The following is a 26,672-nucleotide window of genomic DNA, read 5'->3' as shown; positions in this document are numbered from 1 at the left end:
TATTCTTTGTTCTATTCTCTATATTCTATTTTCTAAAAAAAAAATCACAGGATGAAGAATGCAGGATACGCAGTATTGAAGTCTTTATTCTTTGCTCTATATTCTATTTTCTAAAAAAAATCGCGTGATGAAGAATGCAGGATACGCAGTATCGAAGTCTTTATTCTTTGCTCTATATTCTATTTTCTAAAAAAAATCACAATTTATTATCCATAATCCATAATTAATACATACTTTTGCAGCCTTAACGAGAGGAGGTGTCAATATTATGTTAATTATACCAATTAAAGACGGAGAAAATATCGATAGAGCATTAAAGCGCTATAAAAGAAAATTTGATAAAACAGGAACTGTTCGTCAATTAAGAGCACGTACTGCTTTTATTAAGCCTTCTGTTATCAAAAGAGCTCAAATTCAAAAAGCGGCTTACATCCAAACATTGAAAGATAGTTTAGAGAGTTAGTAGTAGCTTTTTTTTAAAATAATTACCGTTAGTTATCAAAAAGAATTAATTTTGATACTAACGGTTTTTTTGTGTTTAATTTTAAGCTGGGTTGGTTTTCTTTTTATCGGACTAACAGGTGTTGTAAGAATTGTGTTTTTATGAAATCAAATGTAGAGGCGTTTCGTGATTATCTGGAGTTGGAGAAGAAGTATTCGGTTCATACGGTTACGGCTTATTTGAATGATGTCTTTTCTTTTAAAGAATTTAATAGGGTTAATTTTGAGCAAGAGGGAATTGAGGGGGTGAATTATGGTCAAATTAGAAGTTGGATTGTTTCTTTAGTGGATGAGGGTGTTTCGAATGTTTCTGTTAATCGAAAAATGTCGTCTTTGAAAGCGTTTTATCGGTTTCTTTTGAAAACAAAGCAAATTGAAGTGAGTCCGATGTTGAAACATAAAGCATTGAAAACGCCTAAGATTATCCAGATTCCTTTTTCTGAAAAAGAGCTGACTGATTTGTTGTTGGAGGTTGGTGATCCTTGTGGGTTCGAGGAGGTTCGTGACAGGCTTATTGTAGATTTGTTTTATGCCACCGGGATAAGGAGGGCTGAGTTGATTCATTTAATGAAACGTGATGTTGATTTGTCTTCTGGTTTGTTGAAGGTTTTGGGGAAGAGAAATAAAGAGCGTATTGTTCCGATATTGCCAATAATTGCGGGGCAGATGAAATTGTATTTGCGGGAAAGAGCTTTGATTGAAAAGGTAGTAGATGAAGAGTATTTTTTTATTTCAGGCAAAGGGTTAAAATTGAGTGAATCTTTTGTGTATCGATTAATAAATTCTTACTTTAGTAAAGTCTCTGAAAAGGTAAAAAAGAGTCCGCATGTGCTTCGGCATACTTTTGCGACTCATTTATTAAATAACGGAGCAGATTTAAATTCAGTTAAGGAATTATTGGGGCATTCGAGTTTAGCGTCTACACAGGTTTATACTCACAATAGTTTAGCGGAGCTTAAAAAAGTGTATGCAAATGCGCATCCTAGGAATAAACAATAGTTCTGAAATGTTTAACCCTAAAATTTGTATTATGAAGGTAGATGTTCATGCAGTTAACTTTACTGTTGACAGAAAATTGGTAGATTTTATTCAGGAAAGAATGGATAAATTGGAGAAATATTATGATCGTGTTGTTTCGGCGGATGTTTTTTTAAAAGTGGAAAGAACAAGTGATAAGGAGAATAAAGCAGTAGAGATTAAGATTAATGTACCGGGGGATGATTTTTTAGTTAAAAAGCAGTGTAAGACATTTGAAGAGGCGGTTGAGCTTTCAGCAGAATCTTTAGAAAGATTACTTGTTAAAAGGAAAGAAAAAATAAGAGCGCATATATAATTGAAATTTTTTTCAAAAAATGTTTTGATTCAAAGATAAAATAGCTACATTTGCAGTCCGTTAGAAATAGCGGACTTTTTTAATGTAATTGCCGATGTAGCTCAGCTGGCTAGAGCAGCTGATTTGTAATCAGCAGGTCGTGGGTTCGAGTCCCTCTATCGGCTCAAAAATATTTCAAATGCGATTTGAAATTGGTTCTTAAAAATTATTGAAAATGGTTTGTGGTTAGTAGGGTGAAGTTTTGGGGTTAAATCTAAAATCAGGATTCTGAAATCATAAATTATTAAGGGGAGATACTCAAGCGGCCAACGAGGGCAGACTGTAAATCTGCTGTGTGAACTTCGCAGGTTCGAATCCTGCTCTCCCCACAAATAAAGAAGAAGTTAAGGTTTTGGGCTATCGGTTTCGGATTTTTAAAATCTGAGATCTAAATCTAAAAGTCAGAACTCTCTGCCGACTTAGCTCAGGGGTAGAGTGCTTCCTTGGTAAGGAAGAGGTCACGGGTTCAATTCCCGTAGTTGGCTCAAGTAAGTAGGAAATTGAAAATTAATATATAACTAAGATTAAAAATTAAGTAAAATGGCAAAGGAGAATTTTAATCGTTCCAAACCGCACTTAAACATAGGTACAATTGGACACGTGGATCACGGAAAAACTACATTAACTGCAGCAATTACAAAAGTATTGTCTGATGCTGGTTACTGTCAAGCAAAATCGTTTGATCAAATCGATAACGCTCCAGAGGAGAAAGAAAGAGGTATTACTATTAATACATCACACGTAGAGTATGAAACAGCTAACCGTCACTACGCTCACGTTGACTGTCCAGGTCACGCGGATTACGTAAAGAACATGGTTACTGGAGCAGCTCAAATGGACGGAGCTATCTTAGTAGTTGCTGCTACAGATGGTCCAATGCCACAAACTCGTGAGCACATCCTTTTAGGTCGTCAGGTTGGTATTCCAAGAATCGTTGTTTTCATGAACAAAGTGGATATGGTTGATGATGCTGAGTTGTTAGAGCTTGTTGAAATGGAAATTAGAGATTTATTATCTTTCTACGAATATGATGGAGATAATGGTCCTGTAGTTCAAGGTTCTGCTTTAGGAGGATTGAATAATGATCCTGCTTGGGTACCAAAAATCATTGAATTAATGGATGCTGTTGATGCTTGGATCGAAGAGCCAGTGCGTGACGTAGCAAAACCATTCTTGATGCCGGTTGAAGACGTATTTACAATTACTGGTCGTGGAACTGTTGCTACAGGTCGTATCGAAACAGGTATTGCTAATACAGGAGATCCAGTTGAAATCATTGGTATGGGAGCTGATAAATTAACTTCTACTATTACAGGAGTTGAGATGTTCCGTAAAATCCTTGATAGAGGTGAAGCTGGAGATAACGTAGGTTTATTGTTAAGAGGTATTGATAAAGAATCTATCAAAAGAGGAATGGTTATCATTAAGCCAGGATCAGTAAAACCACACGCTACTTTCAAAGCAGAGGTTTATATCTTGAAAAAAGAAGAAGGTGGACGTCATACTCCATTCCACAATAACTACCGTCCACAGTTCTACGTACGTACAACTGACGTAACAGGAGTTATTACTTTACCAGAAGGAGTAGAGATGGTAATGCCAGGAGATAACTTGACTATCAATGTTGCTTTATTAAGCCCAATCGCTATGAGTGTTGGTTTACGTTTCGCTATCCGTGAAGGTGGTAGAACTGTAGGAGCAGGTCAGGTAACTGAAATCGTAGGATAATCCTATAAAAAAATAAAAAAAAAGCCAGCTGATTTTCTTAATTGAAATCACTGGCTTTTAATTACGGGCGTAGTTCAAGGGTAGAATAGCGGTCTCCAAAACCGTTGATGGGGGTTCGAATCCCTCCGCCCGTGCAATAAAAAAATATATCAAATGACAAAAGTTACTAATTATTTATCAGAGGCTTTCGAAGAGTTAAAGTCAAATGTTACTTGGCCAGCTTGGGCTGAGGTTCAAAAATTGACAATTGTTGTAGCTGTATTTTCGATTCTGTTCGCTTTGGCAACATGGGGAGTAGACGAATTTTTTGCAAAAGCTTTGGCTGGATTTTTTAACTGGTTAAAAGGATAATTTTTTTTGTGATGGCAGATAATAATGTGAAAAAATGGTATGTGGTTAGAGCTGTAAGCGGGCAAGAAAATAAAGTCAAAGCTTACATCGAAACCGAGATTGCCAGATTAGGTATGGGCGATTATGTTTCCCAAGTTTTAGTACCTACAGAAAAAGTAGTTACTGTAAAAGAAGGAAAGAAAATGTCTAAGGATAAAGTTTATTTCCCTGGATATGTTATGATCGAAGCCAATTTAGTTGGTGAGATACCTCATATTATTAAGTCAATTACTAGTGTAATTGGGTTTTTAGGTGAGATCAAAGGCGGGGAACCGGTTCCTTTGAGACTTTCTGAAGTAAATAGAATGTTAGGTAAAGTGGATGAGTTGGCTGTTAATACAGATACTCGTGCTATTCCTTTCAGCCTGGGTGAAACGGTAAAAGTGATCGATGGTCCTTTTAACGGCTTTAACGGTTCGGTTGAAAAAATCAATGAAGAAAAGCGTAAACTTGAAGTTATGGTTAAGATTTTCGGAAGAAAAACACCATTAGAATTGAGTTTTATGCAAGTTGAAAAAGTATAATTTTTTGTTACACTATAATAAACCATTGTAATCGCTTCCATTGATTACAGTGATAAATTTTTTAAAAATGGCTAAAGAAATTAGTAAGGTAGTTAAACTACAAGTTAAGGGAGGTGCTGCGAACCCGTCGCCACCGGTTGGACCTGCTTTAGGAGCTGCTGGGGTTAACATCATGGAGTTCTGTAAGCAATTTAATGCTAGAACTCAGGATAAACCTGGCAAAATTTGCCCAGTGCAAATCACTGTGTATAAAGACAAATCATTTGATTTTGTCGTTAAGACTCCTCCAGCAGCAGTTCAGTTAATGGAAGCTGCAAAGCTAAAATCTGGTTCTGGTGAGCCTAATCGTAAAAAAGTAGCTAGCGTTACTTGGGAACAAATTAGAACTATCGCTGAAGACAAAATGCCGGACTTAAATGCTTTCACAATTGAGAAAGCTATGAGTATGGTTGCTGGAACAGCTAGATCTATGGGTATAACTGTATCAGGAGATGCTCCTTTTTAATTAAGAAAAAGACATGGCAAAATTAACAAAAAAGCAAAAAGAGGCTGCTTCAAAAATTGAAAAGAACAAATTATACTCTCTAAAAGATGCTGCGGCATTATTGAAAGTTGTTGCTTCTGCAAAATTTGATGAGTCTGTTGATATCGCAGTTCGTTTGGGTGTAGATCCTAGAAAAGCGAATCAAATGGTAAGAGGTGTGGTTACATTACCTCACGGAACAGGTAAAGATGTTAAAGTATTAGCATTAGTTACTCCAGATAAAGAAGCGGAAGCTAAAGAAGCTGGTGCAGACTATGTTGGTCTTGATGACTATTTGCAAAAAATTAAAGATGGTTGGACAGATGTTGATGTAATCATCACTATGCCAGCTGTTATGGGTAAATTAGGTCCATTAGGTCGTATTTTAGGACCTAGAGGTTTAATGCCAAACCCTAAAACAGGTACTGTAACTATGGATGTTGCAAAAGCTGTTGCAGAGGTTAAAGCTGGTAAAATTGACTTTAAAGTTGATAAAACTGGTATCGTTCACGCAGGAATTGGTAAAGTTTCTTTTGGAGCTGAGCAAATTGTTGACAACGCACACGAAATTATTCAAACATTAATAAAACTTAAACCAACTGCTGCTAAAGGTACCTACATTAAAGGTATTCACCTTACAAGCACTATGAGTCCTGCTATCGCATTAGACCCAAAAGCAGTATAATTGGTAGTTAAAAATTTTTAGTATGACTAGAGAAGAAAAATCAATCGCGATTGAAAATTTAACTGCGCAGTTAGCTGGTACAAATATCATTTATGTATCTGATATTTCTGGTTTAAACGCAGAGACAACTTCAAACTTACGTAGAGCTTGTTTTAAAGCTGGAATCAAATTAGAAGTTGTAAAGAACACTTTGCTTGCAAAAGCAATGGAAGCTTCTGCTAATGATTATGGTGATTTACCAACAGTTTTAACTGGTAACAGTGCTATATTTATTTCTGATGTAGCTAATGCTCCTGGAAAAATTATCAAAGATTTCCGTAAGAAATCTGATAAACCAGTTTTAAAAGGTGCTTTCATTAATAATGAAATTTACATTGGAGACAATCAATTAGATGCATTAGCAACTATTAAGTCTAAAGAAGAACTTCTTGGAGAACTTATTGGATTGTTACAATCACCAGCTCAAAGAATTATTTCTGCTTTACAAAACAAATTCGCAGGTAGCGAAGAAGAAACTGAAGCATAATAATTATCGCAGGGAGTTTATTCTCCTTGCTGCTTAAATAGCGCACAATAAACAAAATATAATTTTACAAATCATTTTAAACGATAGAAAAAATGGCAGATTTGAAACAATTCGCAGAACAATTAGTTAACCTAACAGTTAAAGAAGTTAACGAATTAGCAACAATATTAAAAGACGAGTATGGTATCGAGCCTGCTGCTGCAGCTGTAGTAGTTGCTGCTGGTGGTGGAGAAGGTGCTGCTGAAGAAGCACAAACTGAATTTACAGTTGTATTGAAAGAAGCTGGAGCTTCTAAATTAGCAGTTGTGAAATTAGTAAAAGAACTTACAGGTTTAGGTCTTAAAGAAGCTAAAGATGTAGTTGACGGTGCTCCAAGTAACGTTAAAGAAGGTGTTTCTAAAGAAGAGGCTGAAGGTCTTAAAAAATCATTAGAAGAAGCTGGAGCTGTAGTTGAGCTTAAATAATTTAACTCAGTTTTAAGAACTAGGTTTAGGTCCTGAGTTAACACTCAAAGGCCTAAACCATTTTTCGTATAATAAAATACATTAAATTTTATTATCAAATAGTTTAAAATACGGAAGAGTTTTTGATCAATACGAAGAAAAAAAATAGAACCTGGTTTATCCGGTTTATTTTTAAAGATGTATTGATTCTAAAAAGAAAGTATAAACTAAACAATGTGTTTTACACAAAAAACTACTTTTTTTTAATCAAAATTTTGTTCATTGATGATAACAAATCAGACTGAAAGATTGAATTTTGCCTCTACAAAAAATATTCCTGACTATCCGGATTTTCTAGATGTTCAGGTTAAATCTTTTAAAGATTTTTTTCAATTAGAAACTAAATCTGACGAAAGAGGCAACGAAGGTCTATACAACACCTTCATGGAAAACTTTCCAATTACAGATACAAGAAACAACTTTGTATTGGAGTTCCTGGATTATTTTGTAGACCCGCCACGTTATACAATTCAAGAATGTATAGAGAGAGGACTTACCTATAGTGTGCCTTTAAAAGCCAGGTTAAAACTATACTGTACAGACCCAGAACACGAAGATTTTGAAACTATTGTACAAGATGTTTATCTTGGAACAATTCCTTACATGACTCCAAGTGGTACCTTTGTAATTAATGGTGCCGAGCGTGTAGTAGTATCTCAGCTACACCGTTCTCCTGGGGTTTTCTTTGGACAATCATTCCACGCAAATGGAACAAAATTATATTCTGCCAGAGTAATTCCTTTTAAAGGATCCTGGATAGAATTTTCTACAGATATTAACAGCGTTATGTACGCGTATATCGATAGAAAGAAAAAATTACCGGTAACCACTTTATTCCGTGCTATTGGTTTCGAAAGAGATAAGGACATCCTTGAAATTTTCGACTTAGCTGAAGAAATTAAAGTTTCTAAAACAGGTATCAAAAAGTATATTGGAAGAAGACTTGCTGCACGTGTATTGAATACTTGGCACGAGGATTTCGTTGATGAAGATACCGGAGAGGTAGTTTCTATCGAACGTAACGAAATCATCCTTGATCGTGATACGATTATCGACAAAGATAATGTGGAAGAGATCATTGATTCTAACGTTAAATCTATTTTGTTACACAAAGAGGATAATAACCAGGCAGATTATGCTATTATCCACAACACGTTACAAAAAGATCCAACAAACTCTGAAAAAGAAGCTGTTGAGCATATCTACAGACAATTGCGTAATGCAGAACCGCCTGATGAAGAAACTGCTCGTGGTATTATTGATAAATTGTTCTTCTCTGATCAACGTTATAACTTAGGTGAAGTTGGTCGTTACAGAATGAACAAAAAGTTAGATTTAGATATCCCTATGGACAAGCAAGTGCTTACCAAAGAAGATATCATTACAATCGTGAAATATTTGATCGAATTGATCAACTCAAAAGCTGAGATTGATGATATTGATCACTTATCAAACCGTCGTGTTAGAACAGTTGGAGAACAATTGTCTCAGCAATTCGGTGTTGGTTTAGCACGTATGGCGAGAACTATTCGTGAGAGAATGAACGTTAGAGATAACGAGGTGTTTACACCAATTGATTTGATCAATGCTAAAACATTATCATCAGTTATCAACTCTTTCTTTGGTACAAACCAGTTGTCTCAATTTATGGATCAAACGAATCCATTAGCTGAGATTACACACAAGAGAAGACTTTCTGCACTTGGACCAGGTGGACTTTCGAGAGAAAGAGCTGGTTTCGAGGTTCGTGACGTTCACTATACACACTATGGTCGTTTATGTCCGATTGAAACTCCTGAGGGACCAAACATTGGTTTGATTTCATCTCTTGGGGTTTATGCAAAAGTAAACGGAATGGGATTCATCGAAACTCCATACCGTAAAGTAACTAATGGTGTAGTTGATTTAGAAAGCACTCCAATTTACTTAAGCGCTGAAGAAGAAGAAGGAAAAATGATTGCTCAGGCAAACATTGAAATGGACGAGACTGGTAAAATTACGGCAAGTAATGTTATTGCTCGTGAGGAAGGCGACTTCCCGGTTGTTGAACCTTCAGTGGTACATTATACAGACGTTGCACCTAACCAGATTGCTTCGATTTCGGCTTCGTTAATTCCTTTCTTGGAACATGATGATGCGAACCGTGCGTTGATGGGATCTAACATGATGCGTCAGGCGGTTCCTTTGATCCGCCCGGAAGCACCAATCGTTGGTACAGGTTTAGAGCGTCAGGTAGCTTCAGATTCAAGAGTATTAATTAATGCTGAAGGAGATGGAACTGTAGAATATGTTGATGCAAATATCATTACTATCAAATACGACCGTACTGAAGATGAAAGAATGGTTAGTTTTGATGCTGATGAGAAAACATACAACTTAATTAAATTTAGAAAAACCAATCAGGGAACAAGTATTAACCTGAAACCAATCGTAAGAAAAGGTGACAGAGTAGTTCTTGGACAAGTATTATCAGAAGGATATGCTACTCAAAATGGTGAATTAGCTTTAGGTAGAAACTTAAAAGTTGCGTTCATGCCATGGAAAGGGTATAACTTTGAGGATGCGATTGTAATTTCTGAAAAAGTAGTTCGTGATGATATTTTTACTTCTATCCACGTTGATGATTATTCATTAGAGGTTAGAGATACTAAGTTAGGAAACGAAGAGTTAACAAACGATATTCCTAACGTTTCTGAAGAAGCTACTAAAGATTTAGATGAAAACGGTATGATCAGAATTGGAGCAGAGGTTAAGCCTGGCGACATTTTGATCGGAAAAATTACACCAAAAGGAGAATCAGATCCTACTCCGGAAGAGAAATTGCTTCGTGCAATCTTCGGGGATAAAGCAGGTGATGTAAAAGATGCTTCATTGAAAGCTTCTCCATCTTTACATGGTGTAGTTCTTGACAAAAAATTATTTGCAAGAGCCGTTAAAGATAAACGTAAACGTACTCAGGATAAAGATGCTTTAGGCGCTTTAGAAATGGAGTTCGAAACTAAATTTGTTGAATTAAAAGACAGATTAGTAGAGAAACTATTCCTGATCGTTAACGGAAAAACATCTCAGGGTGTAATGAACGATTTGGGTGAAGAAGTTTTACCAAAAGGTAAAAAATATACTCAAAAAATGCTTTACGCAGTAGAGGATTTTGCTCACTTAAGCAAAGGTCAATGGGTTGCCGATGACGCTACAAATAAAATGGTTAATGATTTAATTCATAACTATAAAATTAAGCTGAACGACTTACAAGGATCTTTAAGAAGAGAGAAATTCACTATTACAGTTGGAGATGAATTGCCATCTGGAATCTTGAAATTGGCTAAAATCTATATCGCTAAAAAACGTAAGTTAAAAGTAGGTGATAAAATGGCGGGACGTCACGGTAACAAAGGTATTGTTGCAAGAATCGTTCGTCATGAGGATATGCCATTCTTAGAAGACGGAACACCGGTAGATATCGTATTGAATCCACTTGGGGTACCTTCTCGTATGAACATTGGTCAGATTTATGAGACTGTTCTTGGATGGGCTGGTATGAACTTGGGTAGAAAATTTGCTACTCCAATTTTTGACGGTGCTTCTTTAGATCAAATCAATGCTTTGACTGATGAGGCTAACGTACCACGTTTCGGACATACTTACCTTTATGATGGTGGTACTGGAGAGCGTTTTGCACAAAAAGCGACTGTGGGTGTAATTTACATGCTTAAATTAGGACACATGGTTGATGATAAGATGCACGCACGTTCTATCGGACCATACTCATTGATTACGCAACAGCCACTTGGAGGTAAAGCTCAATTTGGAGGTCAGCGTTTCGGAGAGATGGAGGTTTGGGCACTTGAGGCTTATGGAGCTTCTAGTACACTACGTGAAATCTTAACTGTTAAGTCTGATGACGTTATTGGTAGAGCTAAAACTTACGAAGCTATCGTTAAGGGTGAAACTATGCCAGAACCAGGTTTACCAGAATCATTCAATGTATTAATGCACGAATTGAAAGGTCTAGGTTTAGATCTTCGTTTGGAAGAATAATAAATGTTTTCAGTTACAGTCTCAGTATTCAGTTTAACACTGAATTCTGGGACTTTAGCTGTTTACTAAATGTTAGAAGTTTTTAAAGATTTATACCCGTAACCCGTTCCGATTTTTTATAGTAATGCAAGGCATTCTATAACTAGCGCTTCAAATTAAATTTTGAAGTTTAGAGAAGTAACCCGAGGTAGTGTTTTAAGTCGAAAGTTTGAAAGTCCAAGGTCTAAGGTCAGCAATGACTCTAAAACTTTATGACATTTGACTTTAGACTAGACTAAGAATCAATTTTTTAATTGCAAAATAAATCAATAGTAAAAACTATGATGAATAACAGAAACAATAAAGACAAAAATCCAGTAAAAAGATTTAACAAAATTTCTATTGGATTGGCTTCACCAGAATCTATCCTGAAAGAATCAAGAGGAGAGGTTTTAAAGCCGGAAACAATTAACTACAGAACTCACAAACCAGAGCGTGACGGACTTTTCTGCGAAAGAATCTTCGGACCAGTAAAAGATTTCGAATGTGCTTGTGGTAAGTATAAAAGAATTCGTTACAAAGGTATTATTTGCGACCGTTGTGGTGTTGAAGTTACAGAGAAAAAAGTACGTCGTGACAGAGTAGGACACATCAACCTTGTTGTGCCAATTGCTCACATCTGGTATTTCCGTTCTCTTCCAAACAAAATTGGTTATATCCTTGGTCTTCCATCTAAGAAATTAGATATGATCATTTACTACGAAAGATACGTAGTAATTCAAGCTGGTATTGCTAAAAATGCAGATGGAGAATCTTTACAAAGATTAGATTTCTTAACTGAAGAAGAATACTTAAACATTTTAGATACTCTTCCACAAGAGAATCAATATTTAGATGATTTAGATCCAAACAAATTCGTTGCTAAAATGGGAGCGGAATGTATCATGGATTTATTAGCTCGTATTGACCTGGATGCTTTATCTTATGAATTAAGACACAGCGCTAACAACGAGACTTCTAAACAAAGAAAAACTGAAGCTTTAAAAAGATTACAAGTTGTTGAGTCTTTCCGTGAGTCTAACGAAAACCGCGAAAACCGTCCGGAATGGATGATTATGAAAGTGGTTCCAGTTATCCCACCGGAATTACGTCCGCTTGTGCCACTTGACGGAGGTCGTTTTGCAACTTCAGATTTGAACGATTTATATCGTCGTGTAATCATCCGTAACAACCGTTTGAAAAGATTAATGGAGATTAAAGCTCCTGAAGTGATCTTGAGAAACGAGAAACGTATGTTACAGGAATCTGTAGATTCATTATTCGATAACACTCGTAAAGCTTCTGCTGTTAAAACAGAATCAAACAGACCATTAAAATCATTATCTGACTCTTTAAAAGGTAAACAAGGACGTTTCCGTCAAAACCTTTTAGGAAAACGTGTGGATTATTCTGCTCGTTCGGTAATCGTCGTTGGTCCGGAGTTAAAATTATACGAATGCGGATTGCCAAAAGATATGGCTTCTGAATTATACAAACCTTTCGTTATCCGTAAATTGATCGAAAGAGGTATTGTAAAAACAGTAAAATCTGCTAAGAAAATAATCGACAAAAAAGAGCCGGTAGTTTGGGATATCCTTGAAAACGTAATTAAAGGACACCCGGTATTACTAAACCGTGCTCCTACTTTGCACAGATTAGGTATCCAGGCATTCCAGCCAAAATTAATTGAAGGAAAAGCGATCCAGTTACACCCATTAGTATGTACGGCGTTTAACGCGGATTTTGATGGTGACCAGATGGCGGTTCACTTACCATTAGGACCAGAGGCTATTTTAGAGGCACAATTATTAATGTTGGCTTCTCATAATATCTTGAACCCTGCAAATGGTGCGCCAATTACTGTACCTTCTCAGGACATGGTCTTGGGTCTATACTATATGACCAAAGAGCGTATTTCTACAGAAGATCACAAAATTATCGGTCAGGATTTGACTTTCTATTCTGCTGAAGAAGTAAACATTGCATTAAACGAAGGAAGATTAGAATTGAATGCTCGTGTGAAAATCAGAGCTAAAGATTTTAATGACGCCGGAGAATTAGTGTACCAAATTATTCAAACAACTGCGGGACGTGTATTATTTAACGAAGTAGTACCTGAAGCAGCCGGATATATTAACGACGTATTGACTAAGAAAAACCTTAGAGATATTATCGGACACATTTTAAGTGTGACTGATGTACCTACAACGGCAGCTTTCTTGGATAATATGAAAGATATGGGTTATAAATTTGCATTTAGAGGAGGTTTATCATTCTCTTTAGGTGATATTAGAATCCCGGAACAAAAAACGAAGTTAATTGCAGATGCCAGAGAGCAAGTTGAAGGTATCTCAACTAACTATAACATGGGTCTTATTACCAATAACGAGCGTTACAACCAGGTTATTGACGTATGGACTTCTGCGAATGCTCAGTTAACAGAGTTAGCAATGAAAAATATTAGAGAAGACCAACAAGGTTTCAACTCTGTATATATGATGCTTGATTCTGGTGCGAGGGGTTCTAAGGAGCAGATTCGTCAGTTAACAGGTATGCGTGGTTTGATGGCTAAGCCTAAAAAATCTACTGCCGGTGGTGGTGAGATTATTGAAAACCCGATTCTTTCTAACTTTAAGGAAGGTCTTTCGATTCTTGAGTACTTCATTTCTACTCACGGTGCTCGTAAAGGTCTTGCGGATACCGCTCTTAAAACGGCGGATGCTGGTTACTTAACAAGAAGGCTTCATGACGTTTCTCAGGATGTTATTGTTAACATCGAGGATTGTGGAACTTTAAGAGGTGTTGAAGTTTCTGCATTGAAGAAAAATGAGGAAATCGTTGAATCATTAGGAGAAAGAATTTTAGGACGTGTTGCATTGCAAGATGTTATTAATCCTTTAACTAATGAAGTATTAGTTCAATCAGGTCACCAGATTACGGAGGCTATTATGAAGACTATCGAAGCTTCTCCTATTGAAAGAGTAGAAGTTAGATCTCCATTAACTTGTGAGGCTTTAAAAGGTATTTGTGCTAAATGTTACGGTAGAAACTTAGCTACCGGAAAAATGACACAAAGAGGTGAAGCTGTCGGAGTTATTGCAGCTCAGTCTATTGGAGAGCCTGGTACACAGTTAACACTTCGTACGTTCCACGTTGGAGGGGTTGCAGGAGGTATCTCTGAAGAGTCTAGTATTGTTACAAGATTCGCGGGTAGACTTGAGATTGAAGATTTAAAAACTGTTAAAGGTGAGGACAGCGAAGGTAATGCGGTAGATATCGTAGTATCACGTTCAACTGAGTTAAAATTAGTTGATGAGAAAACTGGAATCGTTTTAAATACACATAATATTCCTTACGGTTCTAGTATCTTTGTTAAAGATGGTGAAGCTGTAGTTAAAGGAACTGTAATCTGTAAGTGGGATCCATATAACGGTGTAATTGTTTCTGAATTTACTGGTAAAATTGCTTACGAAGATTTAGAGCAAGGACAATCGTACATGGTTGAAATTGATGAGCAGACTGGATTCCAAGAGAAAGTAATTTCTGAGGCGAGAAACAAAAAATTAATCCCAACTTTATTGGTTTACGGTAAAGAAGGTGAATTGATTCGTTCGTACAACTTACCGGTAGGTGCACACTTAATGGTTGAGAATGGTGAGAAAATTAAAGCAGGTAAGGTATTAGTGAAAATCCCTCGTCGTTCTTCTAAAGCGGGCGATATTACGGGAGGTCTTCCAAGAATTACCGAGTTGCTTGAGGCTCGTAACCCTTCAAACCCGGCAGTTGTTTCTGAGATCGACGGTGTTGTTTCTTTCGGTAAAATCAAAAGAGGTAACCGTGAGATCGTTATCGAATCTAAATTTGGTGAGATTAAAAAGTATTTAGTTAAACTTTCAAGCCAGATCTTAGTTCAGGAAAATGACTTCGTAAGAGCAGGAGTACCATTGTCTGACGGTGCAATTACACCAGATGACATCTTAAGAATTCAAGGACCTGCTGCTGTTCAACAGTACTTGGTAAATGAAATTCAAGAGGTATACCGTCTTCAAGGGGTAAAAATTAATGACAAACACTTTGAGGTAGTTATTCGTCAAATGATGCGTAAAGTAAGAGTTCAGGATCCGGGTGATACTTTATTCTTAGAGGATCAATTAATTCACACTAAAGATTTCATCGTTCAAAACGATAAATTATACGGTATGAAAGTAGTTGAAGATGCTGGTGATTCTGCGGTATTGAAACCAGGTCAGATCATTACTCCTCGTGAATTACGTGATGAAAACTCATTGTTGAAACGAAATGATAAAAATCTGGTTGTAGCCAGAGATGTAATTACTGCAACTGCAACGCCAGTTTTACAAGGTATTACAAGAGCTTCGCTACAAACTAAATCATTCATTTCTGCGGCTTCATTCCAGGAGACAACGAAAGTACTTAACGAAGCTGCTGTAGCTGGTAAAGTAGATGATTTAGAAGGATTGAAAGAAAATGTAATTGTTGGACACAGAATTCCTGCGGGAACTGGTATGAGAGAATACGATAACACTATCGTAGGATCTAAAGACGATTACAATGAAATGATGGCTAATAAAGAAGAATACATTTATTAATATTAGGAACCTATGAGTAATCCGAACCAACAACAAGAACAGATTAATATAGAGTTAGATGAAACTATTGCAGAAGGAATTTATTCTAATCTGGCGATTATCAATCACTCATCATCAGAATTTGTTTTAGATTTTGTGAGTATTATGCCTGGTATTCCTAAAGCCAAAGTAAAGTCAAGAATTGTCTTGACACCACAACATGCTAAAAGATTATTAAAAGCAATTGGTGAAAATATTCATCGTTTTGAAGTCGCTCATGGCGAAATCAAAGAGACAGAACAAGCTCCAATACCGCTTAATTTTGGTCCTGCGGGACAAGCATAAATTTTAAAAGCCCCAGTAATGGGGCTTTTTTTATGGAAAAAAAACAAATTTTTAAGGCAAATTTTGGTTCAGTACAAAATGTTGGGAGTTGATAGAAGTTACTCCTTATATTAACGATTTCAGTTCTTTATTTAAGAGTTCATTTTGTTACGGCTGATTTTATAATTAGTGTTCTCTGCCGGTATGAATATTTGAAATATTTAAAAATGGGCTGAAAGCCCAAAAGCATAAAAATAGTGCAGCGCACTATAAATTAAGATAGTGAATCATATTGCCCTGAAAGGGCATAAGCAGTTACAGGAAAGTCTGGTAAAGAAAGTTTTGATGACTTTTACCACTGTGATAAAACGGACGTGTGTGAATTTTGCCAATCGCTAAAAATCCTTGTGCATTTGCGAGTAAAATAATCAAGAAATGCTGTTCAGCGGATTTATTTTTACTTTCGTCGACAAAATTTCTTGTTTTAAATGAATTGTGCTAGCTTGCGATCGCTTATATAAAAAGATATTAATTTTTGGAGTATAAAAACTAATTAAGGTTGGATTAATTCAAATTAAAAAAAAGCGCTAATTGTAAAAAATTAGCGCTTTTTTTATAGCTGAAATTTTGAAATTTCTTAGTCAAATTCCGAAGTGAAGAACAGTTTCACACTTGGGTATTTGCTTTGTGTCATTTGTATCGTAAAGTCAGAATCAGCAAGGAATACCAACTGACCGTATTTATCATGTGCAAGGAATTTTTGTTTAATACGCTTAAATTCTTTGAATTCATCATTTTTAGCATCATCAGGTTTTACCCAGCAAGCTTTGTGAACCGGAAAGTTTTCATAAGTACATTTTGCACCATATTCGTGCTCTAAACGATACTGAATTACCTCGTATTGAAGCGCTCCAACAGTACCAATTACTTTACGGTTGTTCATTTCTAAGGTAAACAACTGCGCCACACCTTCATCCATTAACTGGTCCACACCTTTGTCTAATTGCTTAGCTTTCATAGGATCGGCATTGTTGATGTATCGGAAATGTTCAGGAGAGAAACTTGGAATTCCTTTGAAACTCATTATTTCACCTTCCGTTAAGGTATCCCCAATTTTGAAATTTCCGGTATCGTGTAGTCCAACAATATCTCCCGGATAAGAAATATCTACAATTTCTTTTTTCTCTGCAAAGAAGGCATTCGGACTCGAGAATTTTAAATTTTTCTTTTGACGAACGTGGTAATAAGGTTTGTTTCTTTCAAAAGTTCCTGAAACAATTTTAATAAAAGCCAAACGGTCTCTGTGTTTAGGATCCATATTCGCGTGAATTTTGAACACAAAACCGGACATTTTTTCTTCTTTCGGGTCAACCAAACGGGTTTCAGAATCTTTTGGTCTTGGAGACGGAGCAATGGTAACGAAACAATCTAACAATTCACGAACTCCAAAATTGTTCAAAGCTGAACCAAAAAAGACAGGTTGCAGTTTACCATCTAGATAATCCTGACGATCAAATTTTGGATACACCTCGTCAATCAGTTCTAATTCTTCACGAAGTTTTTCAGCTGCTTTTTGCCCCACAATTTTATCTAATTCCGGATTGTTCTGAACATCAGAGAAAGCGATTGTCTCTTCGATATTTTTACGACTGTCTCCACTGAAAAGATTGATGTTTTCTTCCCAAAGATTGTAGATTCCCTGAAAATCATAACCCATACCAATCGGGAAACTTAAAGGGGTAACCGTAAGTCCAAGCTTTTGTTCTACTTCGTCCATCAAATCAAAAGCATCTTTTCCTTCACGGTCTAATTTGTTGATGAAAACAATCATAGGAATGTTACGCATTCTACAAACTGCGACTAACTTTTCCGTTTGTTCCTCGACCCCTTTGGCAACGTCAATTACAACAATAACACTATCAACAGCGGTTAAAGTTCTAAAAGTATCTTCGGCAAAATCCTTGTGTCCAGGAGTATCAAGAATATTGATTTTTTTGTCTTTATAATTAAAAGCAAGTACAGAGGTTGAAACCGAAATACCTCTTTGGCGTTCGATTTCCATGAAATCACTCGTTGCTCCTTTTTTAATTTTATTGTTTTTTACAGCTCCCGCTTCCTGAATAGCCCCTCCAAACAACAATAATTTTTCAGTTAAAGTTGTTTTTCCGGCATCAGGATGCGATATAATTCCAAATGTTCTTCTGCGTTGTATTTCTTTTAAAAAGCTCATATTTCGTATAAATAGGTTGCAAAAGTACTATTAATTACGGCTTAATAAAAATATTCACTTCTTAAATTGGGAAGACTTGCGTTTATTGAAGTTATGTAGTTAAAAAAATAAGGCTGTTTTTTAGAACAGCCTTGGAATTGTAAGTTTTGAATTATTGATTAATAGACCAAATGGAATATCCTTTTGGAGGACATTGTATTTTGACCCATTTATCCGCTTGAGTAGTAGGGTACCAGGTCGAATTTCCGGTAAAATCTTTAATTTGAGTATTGGCCCAGTTGGTCTGAATCCATCTTTCCTGCCAAGTATCAGAGTTGTTAATGTAAACAACCAATCCGGGATTTCCGTTGTAACCGTTTCTTCTGGCGATATACTCGTCATTGTCGGCGTATAAAATAGAAGTGGTTCCGGTCGCTTTATTGTTGTGTATCCAGATCAGATTGTTTAGTTTGTTCTTGTCCAGCCATTCTTCATAATCTCTGTAGAAAATGGTAGGATAGCCTTCATGGGTCAGGATATAAGAGTAAGCAAGTAGTTTACTCCAGATTTCATCAGTATCGTGATTGGTTACGAAGGTTACGGCTTTGTACGGATTTCTTTTCCACATCATATCATCATTCAAAAGCGCCAGATTATTTCCGTCAAAAGCATCATTCATTTTATAGTAACAAGCAAAATCGAATACAGAGCTGTTGGCATTGTTTGCCCAGTCGTTCAGAGTATTTACATTAGAATCCCATAATTCACCAACAGAAAACCCACCTACATTTGCATTCCATGAGTTTACCACCCAAGCACCAAAACCTTTTACATAATCGAATCTCCAGCCGTCAAATTTCATGGTATTTTTATAATATTTTCCCACTCCGTCAGCTCTCAGCCATAGCCAATCTTGTACATGTGGGTTGGCGTGGCATAAATCAGGAAAACCGCCAAATGCGCCTTCATCATTGTTACCATAGCTGTTTTTGTAAAAATCGTTATAATTACGAGTGAATTTTCCCGAAGCAACTCCGCTAAAATTAGTCCAGGTGTTTGTTCCGGTAAAAGGATTTGCTTCCGATTGTCCTCCGCTATTGTGATTGATCACAATGTCTGCGTATACTTTTAAATTCTCGGCATGTGCGTTAGTAATTAAGTTAACCAGTTCGGTTTTTGAACCAAAACGAGTTTCGACAGAGCCATTTTGGTTGTAATCTCCAAAATCAAAATAATCTGTAGGGTCATATCCCATAGAGGAAGCACCGTTTTGTGCTTTAGAAGCCGGAGGAAGCCATATCGAACCAATTCCTGCATTAGACCAGGCGGTTACTTTACTGCTCACCGTATTCCACCAGGTCCCTCCCGAAGGAACATCCCAGTAAAAGGCCTGCATCATAACACCGCCTCCGGGATTGTCTACGTATTTTCTGGTTGATGATGAATTAGAAGTTCCGGTACTAAAGGGTCTTCCGTCATGATGGGTAACATTAATAATTTCGAATTGTTCGCTCTGAGCTTTAGAATCTTTCTCAGTGCTTTCATTTTGCGAACACGAACCAAAAAATGCAGTAATTGCTGCAATCAGGTAAAGTTGTAGAATTGGTTTTTTCATGATTTTCGGTTTGGTTAAAAAAGTTAATAAAGTTTGTAATTATAGCTTTAAGAGGCAAAAAGAGTTGTTATTCGTAATTTATCCCTCTTTAAATTATCAATTACATATCTAAAGTATGTGTTTTTTGATTTCATTTGATTTTACGGGAAATTAGTTATCCAACGAAAACGTTGTAGTATTGATAACTTTTTTTAGGGTAGGGGAGTTTAATAGCTTGGAATGTAATAGAGTATAGCTGTACAACCCATTTTTTCAGAGTTTAAGGATGATTTTCGCTGGTTTTTCGGAACCATTGAACGAGACTTAGAAGTTAGTTCCTTTGAAAATTGAGATACATCTCTATAATTTTTTGTTAATAGTATAGCCGATAGTTGTATTATGTAATTGAATTGTTATTTTTGTTCGTTATAAGTCAAAAGGAACTAGATCATAATTGTTTAATATTTCAGGAATTATACGTCTGAGGTATTTTTAAAATGATTTTAGTTTATGACAAATTCTAAAGCAGGATCTTTACATTCAAATTAAATTTTAAATAATGTTATTAAAAAAATTAGCGCTAAAAACAATTGATTTCCGATACGTGTTGACAATGTGTTTTTTATTTTTTTTCAACTCAATTATTTCGGCACAAGAAGTTATTAAGGATACAGTAGTCAGCAAACCTGCCATTACGATGACTGCCGGACAGAAGTTGAAAGTTGATGGTATTATTGCTACAGTTGGAGATTATATTGTTTTAGATTCAGATATTGATAAAGCATTTTTAGAAATTTCAGCACAGGGCGGATCTACAAAAGATATTACAAGATGTCAGATGTTAGGAAAGCTTTTAGAAGATAAACTTTATGCACATCAGGCAATTCAGGATAGTATCGTAGTGAGTGATGCCGAAGTAAGAAGCATGATGGACGAGCGATTGAATTATATGGTGCAGCAAGTAGGTGATATTAATAAAGTTGTGGCTTATTATAAAAAGAATTCTGTAGAGGAATTTAAAACTTATTTTGCAGATATCTTAAAAGAACAAAAATTAGCGTCAGAAATGACAAAGAAAATTGTTGATGCTGTAGAAATTACTCCTGAGGAAGTTCGTAACTTCTTTAAGAAGATTCCTAAAGAGGAATTACCGACTTTTGGAGCTGAGATGGAAGTAGCACAGATTGTTGTAGAACCAAAGGTTTCCAAAGAAGACGAGCAGAAGGTAATTGACAGATTAAATGCAATAAGAAAAGATGTTCTCGAGGGATCCAGTTTTGCGACAAAAGCAGTATTGTATTCACAAGATCCCGGATCTGCACCAACGGGAGGTTTTTATAAAATGACCCGAAAGACTCCTTTTGTGAAAGAATTTAAAGATGTAGCTTTTAGTTTAGCACAGGGAGAGATTTCCGAACCTTTTAAAACTACTTTCGGATACCATATTATCATGGTTGAAAAAATTAAGGGACAGGAAATTGAATTACGACATATTTTGATTCCGCCAACAGTTTCTGAAAATGCATTGAAGGAAGCAAAAGAAAGAATCACCAATGTTAGAAATAAGATTATAAATAAAGAGATTACTTTCGCAGAAGCTGCAAGAACAGAATCTGATGAAAAAGAGACAAGAGCAAACGGAGGAACATTGGTAAATCCAAATACTCAGGATACCCGTTTTGAACTGACTAAAATGGATCCGACTTTATACGGTCAGGTTTCAAATTTGAAAGACGACGAAATTTCACAACCGCTTTTGAATACAGACGATAAAGGAAAAAAAACATATAAGATAATCACAGTTACCAATAGAATTGAGCAACATGTGGCTGATTATGCTAAGGATTATACCAAAATTAAAGAATTGGCATTGAAAGAAAAGCAGATCACGACAATTTCAAAATGGTTTGATACTAAAATAAAAGATACTTATATCAAAATTCTTGGAGAGTACAGAGATTGTAAATTTGTCTACAACTGGTTAAAAAAATAATTTTTATTAAATAAAGAAAAAGAGTTAGTTTTATGAATTCATAATACTAACTCTTTTTAATTTAAAAAACATATCTAAATGTCTGACGTAACAGCAATTCATAATTTAGTTCAGAAACGAAACGAATTAAAAAACGAAATAGCAAAAATTATTGTTGGCCAGGATGCCGTAGTTGACCAAATTTTACTGTGTATATTTTCAGGTGGTCATGCTCTTTTGATTGGTGTACCGGGCTTGGCAAAAACTTTAATGATTAATACTTTGTCTCAGGCTTTAGGTTTAGATTTTAAAAGAATTCAGTTTACGCCGGATTTAATGCCTTCAGATATTTTAGGAAGTGAGATTTTGGATGAAAACAGACATTTCAAATTCATTAAAGGACCTATTTTTTCCAATATCATTTTGGCTGACGAGATCAACAGAACTCCGCCAAAAACGCAAGCTGCTTTACTGGAAGCCATGCAGGAGCGTTCTGTTACCATTGCGGGGCAAAATTATAAGTTAGATTTACCTTATTTTGTATTAGCTACTCAAAACCCGATTGAGCAGGAAGGAACCTATCCGTTACCGGAAGCACAGTTAGACCGTTTTATGTTTGCCATAAAGTTGGAATATCCAACCTTCGAAGAAGAAGTTCAGGTCGTGAAACGTACGACTTCTGATGCTAAGACAGTCATTAACCCATTATTTAGTGCGCAGGAAATTATTGATTTTCAACATTTGATTCGCAGAATTCCCGTAGCCGATAATGTAATCGAATATGCGGTAACTTTAGTGAGTAAAACACGCCCTGATAATGCTTTGTCGAATGATTTTGTTAAGAATTATTTAGATTGGGGAGCAGGACCAAGGGCTTCACAGAATTTAATTTTGGCAGCAAAAGCGCATGCCGCTTTCAATGGGAAATTCTCGCCGGATATTGAAGATGTAAAAGCAGTGGCAACCGGAATTTTAAGACACAGAATTATTAAAAATTATAAAGCAGATGCCGAAGGAATAACGGAAGAAGTTATTATTAAAAAACTGATGTAACAGATTCAATAAAAAAAGCAGAAACCCAAACTAGTAATGATTTCTAGTTTGGGTTTTTTATTTAGTTTGATTTTGAGGTTTCGTTTATTAAAAAAATAGGTTGGCCATAAATCAATTTTATAAGTAAAACTTCAATAAGAGAGCTGTATTTTTTGCCATTAGATTCGTACCACCAATACGATGTATAATTTTGACTGTCTTTCTCCATTTTATTAAACCATATTTCTTCTTTGTTTGCCAGGACTTTCTTAGATTCAATAATTTTGTATCCGGAGCCTGTCCAGCAAACCATCGGATTATGAGAGGGTGTTTTTATATAAGTCAATTTCTCAGGAGTTTCAATTTTAAAAACCTCCTTGTTTACCCAAGAGCCTTTTTTTGTATGATACTCAGAACTAACTTCCTGATGAAAATTAGTTTCTGTTTCATTTTTGATTTTTATACTGGTTGCTAAAAGGGCTGTAAATGATGCAAATACAATAAGGATTTTAGGTTTGATTTTGTTTGAATCATTGGTTTCGATTTTTGGTTTTATATACTTAATAATTAGCAGCATCGGTATAATTTGATAAACGGTAAAACAGATTAAACCAATGGCGTGATGCAAAAAGTTTTCCTGAGTACAATTGAAAAAAATTAAGGTTACGATTCTAAAATAATTAGAGGTAATATTGAGTGCTATTATAAGTAAGCAGAAAGAGAGTATCTGAAAAACGCCGTAATATTGTTTGAGTCTTCTTTCTTCCAGAGTCATTAAAATGGCGCCAAACAACAATCCTGTCTTAAACATAGATAATCCCATGCAGGCAGTGTCGATGGTAATTTTAGCATTATTGATGTAAAAATTGACGCCTTCGATTTTATTTATAGGTATAAAATTCTTTAGTGTCAGATAAACGATATAACAAAGACTTTGTTTTATTTCTGAGGTTAAGTGTGCAAAAAAAGCGCTAAAAAGTGTCGAAAATAAAACAAGGCAAATGAAAGCAATAAAGGAAAATTTCCCGGTGAAATAATGGAAAACCAAACACAGAAATAATAGTATAGAAAGAAAATGAACCGATTTTGTGTTTAAACGCCAGCTGATGAATTCTAACAATAGAATGCTTAGAATTAAAAAATAATTAATTCTGAAATTTGTTTTTCTCCCGCCAACGATAAAAAGACAAAGAGAACCCAGAATTCCAAGGAAATCATTGTTTAGATTTAAAACCAATATCTTGCTGTTTATTGCAAAAAGCAATAAGATTGCAAAAACAGCAAGTATTGGTTTTTTATGTAGAATTAAATCCTTCATTAATTCGTTAATTTTTGCTTTCTGTAATAGAATAAAATGGCCGATGAAACGATGAATAATAGTGCCCATTCGTGCGGTTCAGGTACAGCTCCGTCATTGTTGATAGAGGCATTTCCTAAGGTATTAACGTTTTTCTCAATCCCGTTGTTTTCGTAATCTTCATCAGTCTCCAGTACGATTAAAGAAGAAATTGGAGTTACAATATTGGCATCTTTTGCCAGGTCAACATATTTGTTTTGTTTTAAAGTGTCAGCCTGAATTTCGACCTGATCGTTTAAAACTTTTCCAAAACAGAACATTCTGTATAAATGATTTGAACCGGTATGAGCTGTTTGCTGAATTGCTGAATTTTCATGGATTGAGATTCCGGCAGTTTCTAAATTAATACTGTTTTTATTAGTTTGAAATTTTATGAAATGCTTTTTGCTGATAAGGTCCGTACAAGTATTAAGATTTGTTTGTATAAAATTTACATATTTCTGTTCCTTTGCGGTTTGCCAAAACGGATTTATTTCGTTCGAGATATTGATAACTTTTAAACCTTTGTCTTTTGTTCCTTTTCTTATTTTTTCTAAATATTTTGAAGATTCTAATTCTTCGAAGTTGGAAGAAAATGTACCGCATTTTGTGATAATCAAAGTATTTTCCTGTAAATCAAAAAGTGGCAGAAGGGAATAATTCAATTCATCAAATTGGTTCCAGATATTTTCGTAATTAGAGGCATTGATTTCTTGTTTTGCATTATTTTTAAGTACAAAATATTTGTTTTTCGAGAGATTGAGTATCGATTCAAGTTCTTCTATTTTCCAGTTGTTGTTAAGATCAAGAATAATTTCGCTTGGTGTAAAAGCAATCCTTTCTTTAATAAGCGGTTTTACTTCATAACTTTTGTTTTTCCATACAAAGGCACTGTTGGAAGGTTTTTTGCTTAAAGGAAATTCTGCTTCCCATTTGTCCAGACCTTTAGATTCATTTATGTGGTAATTATCCGCAAAGTCAAAATCTTTTGAAGTCTTAAATTCAGTATTTCCTTTAACCTGAAATCTCGAAATAGTCGCAGCATTATTGATGTTTGGACCTTTTATGCTCAAACTTTGATAGATCAGTTTATCGTCTGCAACTTTTAAAGGTGTTGTAAAGCCACATTTAAAAGTTCGGGGTAATTCGCTTGTAATTGGAAATACGCGAACTGTAACTCTGTTTCCTTCTTTCCATTGCATCAATGAAGGGTCTCTTGCCTCAATACCCACAACCTGATTGTACGCTTCTTTTGCTTTTTCTTTGGTAGTCAAAACACCTTTTCTTTCTATTCCATTAACCCACAATGACAAAGAAGTTGCAACAGAGCCTTCAGGCAACTGGAAGGAATAAATAGCTTCTTTTTGACCTCTGCTTTCTTCTTCGCAGACCACATCCATTGTAATCTCGGTATAAGCGAGCCTGTCATTTGGATAAATTTTTACATCTTCCTTAATGTTTTTGGTAATAAGATCTCGTCCGCTCCATAATTGCTCTTCGGATTCAAGTCTTTTATCAAAATTAGATTTCAGAATATTGATTTTATCATCATCACTTAAATTGATGTTTTCTGCAAAATGATAAGCGATATTTAAAAAAGGATTGTGAGTCTTTCTTTCGTGATACTGAACATTGCTATTGAATCTGCCAAAACCATCTAGTTGAAAGAAGTCTTCCGATGCAATGTATACAATGTTTTTCTTTAGCAGAATTTCATTCAAAAAATTAGGTTTAAGATTCTGAGAAACTTTAATGTAAGTGGGTAAATCGTTATTTTCTTCAAATGTTTTGGTAATGCCATATTGGTTTATTTTTTGACTTTCAATATTTAACAAAAAAGTAAACGTAATAAGGCTGGTTAAAATGATTCCGATGCCTGAGAAGAATGCATAGGTGTTGTTTTTTTGTTCAAAAAGAACTTTAGACAGGATGTAAGTGTGGATTATAAGTACAATTCCGGGCACTAATCCATAAAAACCTAGTCCTAAGGCAAGAATTCCTATAATAGAAAACATGCTTATTGGTATCAGGAATACAACATAGTATAAGATTAAGAGATAAGAACAGCCGTTGATGAAATAAGAGATAAAGTTAATGTTGCGATTTGTTATTTCGCGATTGTAAATTACAAAGTTTGAAAAGCAAAACAGAAACGTTGTGCAATATACCCAAAGGGGTAAATTTTCGAAAACATTTACATAAACATTGGTAGAGAAACATCCGATAAACCAATTGAGAAATAAGAAAGGAAGTAAATGAAGGTAGTTCTTTTTGTTTCTTAATAAGTTGTAAGTAAGGATCGCACCGTACGGGAGCAGAATAATGATGTTGAGTACAGAAAGCATTTCAAAGCTTTCGTAATCTGATTTACTTCCCAATAAAGAAAGTGCCAGCATCGTTGTGCTGAATAGCGTAATAATAAGGCTGATTTTTACTCCAATTTGATCATTTAAAAAAGAGTTTATTTTGGTTGTACTCATGGAAAGTGTTTTTTAATTAAAAGAACTTTGAATTACAAAGTTATAATAATAATTGAAAAATAAACTTTTTGTTTCGTTTTTTTGACTTAAAGATTTCTTTAAATATTCTTAATGATTTTTTGATTTTGAAAGAGGCAGATTGGAGAAGACAAATCGGTTACTATAACGTTATAATCGCTTATTTAGAAAGGTTCTTCGTTAAAGTTGGGGTAAAATCTCACTTCATTTATACTGTTAAATTTCGACTTTGCTAAAGAAAGGATTTTAAAATGGCAATAATTCATTTTTTTAATATAAAATTGAAATTTTGGCAAAAATAAGTAATGAA

At 35.3% G+C, this 26,672-nt stretch carries 19 protein-coding genes and 4 tRNA genes; 19 read left to right on the top strand and 4 right to left on the bottom strand.

Annotated features, from left to right (window positions below):
- Positions 1–268 precede the first annotated feature (268 nt).
- From rpsU to B0A80_RS09010, 17 genes are all read left to right on the top strand, one after another.
- Positions 269–463, top strand: a complete 195-nt coding sequence (rpsU, locus tag B0A80_RS09090; RefSeq protein ID WP_070905495.1) for a 30S ribosomal protein S21 — start codon at positions 269–271, stop codon at positions 461–463.
- Positions 464–603: 140 nt separating this feature from the next.
- Positions 604–1,500 (top strand): tyrosine-type recombinase/integrase, encoded by an 897-nt coding sequence (locus B0A80_RS09085; RefSeq protein ID WP_089077076.1) that lies wholly within the window; start codon positions 604–606, stop codon positions 1,498–1,500.
- Between the two features lie 31 nt (positions 1,501–1,531).
- Positions 1,532–1,834, top strand: coding sequence for a ribosome hibernation-promoting factor, HPF/YfiA family (hpf, locus tag B0A80_RS09080; RefSeq protein WP_017496722.1), 303 nt, complete (start codon positions 1,532–1,534; stop codon positions 1,832–1,834).
- A gap of 90 nt (positions 1,835–1,924) precedes the next feature.
- A tRNA-Thr gene (locus B0A80_RS09075) sits at positions 1,925–1,998 on the top strand.
- Between the two features lie 123 nt (positions 1,999–2,121).
- Positions 2,122–2,202: transfer RNA gene (locus B0A80_RS09070), tRNA-Tyr, on the top strand.
- Between the two features lie 84 nt (positions 2,203–2,286).
- Positions 2,287–2,358, top strand: a tRNA-Thr gene (locus B0A80_RS09065).
- A gap of 55 nt (positions 2,359–2,413) precedes the next feature.
- Positions 2,414–3,601, top strand: coding sequence for an elongation factor Tu (gene tuf, locus B0A80_RS09060; RefSeq protein ID WP_017496723.1), 1,188 nt, complete (start codon positions 2,414–2,416; stop codon positions 3,599–3,601).
- A gap of 63 nt (positions 3,602–3,664) precedes the next feature.
- Positions 3,665–3,735 (top strand) — tRNA-Trp (locus B0A80_RS09055).
- A 19-nt stretch (positions 3,736–3,754) separates the two neighbouring features.
- Positions 3,755–3,952, top strand: coding sequence for a preprotein translocase subunit SecE (gene secE, locus B0A80_RS09050; RefSeq protein ID WP_008466927.1), 198 nt, complete (start codon positions 3,755–3,757; stop codon positions 3,950–3,952).
- Positions 3,953–3,963: 11 nt separating this feature from the next.
- Complete coding sequence (nusG, locus tag B0A80_RS09045) at positions 3,964–4,515, top strand: transcription termination/antitermination protein NusG (RefSeq protein WP_017496724.1); 552 nt, start codon at positions 3,964–3,966, stop codon at positions 4,513–4,515.
- 67 nt (positions 4,516–4,582) lie between these two features.
- Positions 4,583–5,020, top strand: a complete 438-nt coding sequence (rplK, locus tag B0A80_RS09040) for a 50S ribosomal protein L11 (protein WP_008466923.1) — start codon at positions 4,583–4,585, stop codon at positions 5,018–5,020.
- A gap of 13 nt (positions 5,021–5,033) precedes the next feature.
- Positions 5,034–5,723, top strand: coding sequence for a 50S ribosomal protein L1 (gene rplA, locus B0A80_RS09035; protein ID WP_017496725.1), 690 nt, complete (start codon positions 5,034–5,036; stop codon positions 5,721–5,723).
- A 22-nt stretch (positions 5,724–5,745) separates the two neighbouring features.
- Positions 5,746–6,249, top strand: coding sequence for a 50S ribosomal protein L10 (gene rplJ / locus B0A80_RS09030; RefSeq protein ID WP_017496726.1), 504 nt, complete (start codon positions 5,746–5,748; stop codon positions 6,247–6,249).
- A gap of 92 nt (positions 6,250–6,341) precedes the next feature.
- Positions 6,342–6,713, top strand: a complete 372-nt coding sequence (gene rplL, locus B0A80_RS09025) for a 50S ribosomal protein L7/L12 (RefSeq protein WP_007807437.1) — start codon at positions 6,342–6,344, stop codon at positions 6,711–6,713.
- Positions 6,714–6,977: 264 nt separating this feature from the next.
- A complete protein-coding gene (gene rpoB / locus B0A80_RS09020) occupies positions 6,978–10,790 on the top strand; it encodes a DNA-directed RNA polymerase subunit beta (RefSeq protein WP_070905493.1) in 3,813 nt (1,270 codons plus the stop codon).
- 320 nt (positions 10,791–11,110) lie between these two features.
- Positions 11,111–15,418 (top strand): DNA-directed RNA polymerase subunit beta', encoded by a 4,308-nt coding sequence (rpoC, locus tag B0A80_RS09015; protein WP_089077075.1) that lies wholly within the window; start codon positions 11,111–11,113, stop codon positions 15,416–15,418.
- Positions 15,419–15,430: 12 nt separating this feature from the next.
- Positions 15,431–15,742: a DUF3467 domain-containing protein gene (locus tag B0A80_RS09010; RefSeq protein ID WP_017496730.1), complete on the top strand. Its 312-nt coding sequence runs from the start codon at positions 15,431–15,433 to the stop codon at positions 15,740–15,742.
- 616 nt (positions 15,743–16,358) lie between these two features.
- Here B0A80_RS09010 and B0A80_RS09005 read toward each other — a convergent pair.
- Together B0A80_RS09005 and B0A80_RS09000 are read right to left on the bottom strand one after the other, a co-directional pair.
- Complete coding sequence (locus tag B0A80_RS09005; protein ID WP_017496731.1) at positions 16,359–17,951, bottom strand: peptide chain release factor 3; 1,593 nt, start codon at positions 17,949–17,951, stop codon at positions 16,359–16,361.
- 151 nt (positions 17,952–18,102) lie between these two features.
- Entirely contained in the window at positions 18,103–19,545 is a 1,443-nt protein-coding gene (locus tag B0A80_RS09000; protein ID WP_089077074.1) for an alpha-amylase, read from the bottom strand.
- A gap of 538 nt (positions 19,546–20,083) precedes the next feature.
- Here B0A80_RS09000 and B0A80_RS08995 point away from each other — a divergent pair.
- Positions 20,084–21,517, top strand: a complete 1,434-nt coding sequence (locus B0A80_RS08995) for a peptidylprolyl isomerase (RefSeq protein WP_070905491.1) — start codon at positions 20,084–20,086, stop codon at positions 21,515–21,517.
- A gap of 78 nt (positions 21,518–21,595) precedes the next feature.
- Positions 21,596–22,549: an AAA family ATPase gene (locus B0A80_RS08990; RefSeq protein WP_017496734.1), complete on the top strand. Its 954-nt coding sequence runs from the start codon at positions 21,596–21,598 to the stop codon at positions 22,547–22,549.
- 61 nt (positions 22,550–22,610) lie between these two features.
- Here the strand turns inward: B0A80_RS08990 and xrtN are convergent, their stop codons facing one another.
- The gene (gene xrtN / locus B0A80_RS08985) at positions 22,611–23,846 is read right to left on the bottom strand and encodes an exosortase N (protein WP_165769238.1); all 1,236 of its coding nucleotides are present in this window, start codon (positions 23,844–23,846) and stop codon (positions 22,611–22,613) included.
- A complete protein-coding gene (locus B0A80_RS08980) occupies positions 23,846–26,344 on the bottom strand; it encodes an XrtN system VIT domain-containing protein (RefSeq protein WP_089077073.1) in 2,499 nt (832 codons plus the stop codon). Before B0A80_RS08980 ends, xrtN begins: the two co-directional genes overlap by 1 nt.
- Positions 26,345–26,672: the final 328 nt, after the last annotated feature.

This window comes from Flavobacterium tructae (assembly GCF_002217475.1).
GTDB classification, from domain to species: Bacteria; Bacteroidota; Bacteroidia; order Flavobacteriales; family Flavobacteriaceae; genus Flavobacterium; species Flavobacterium tructae.
The sequence above is the reverse complement of the archived record's forward strand: the minus strand, read 5'-3'. Positions and strand labels throughout refer to the sequence as shown.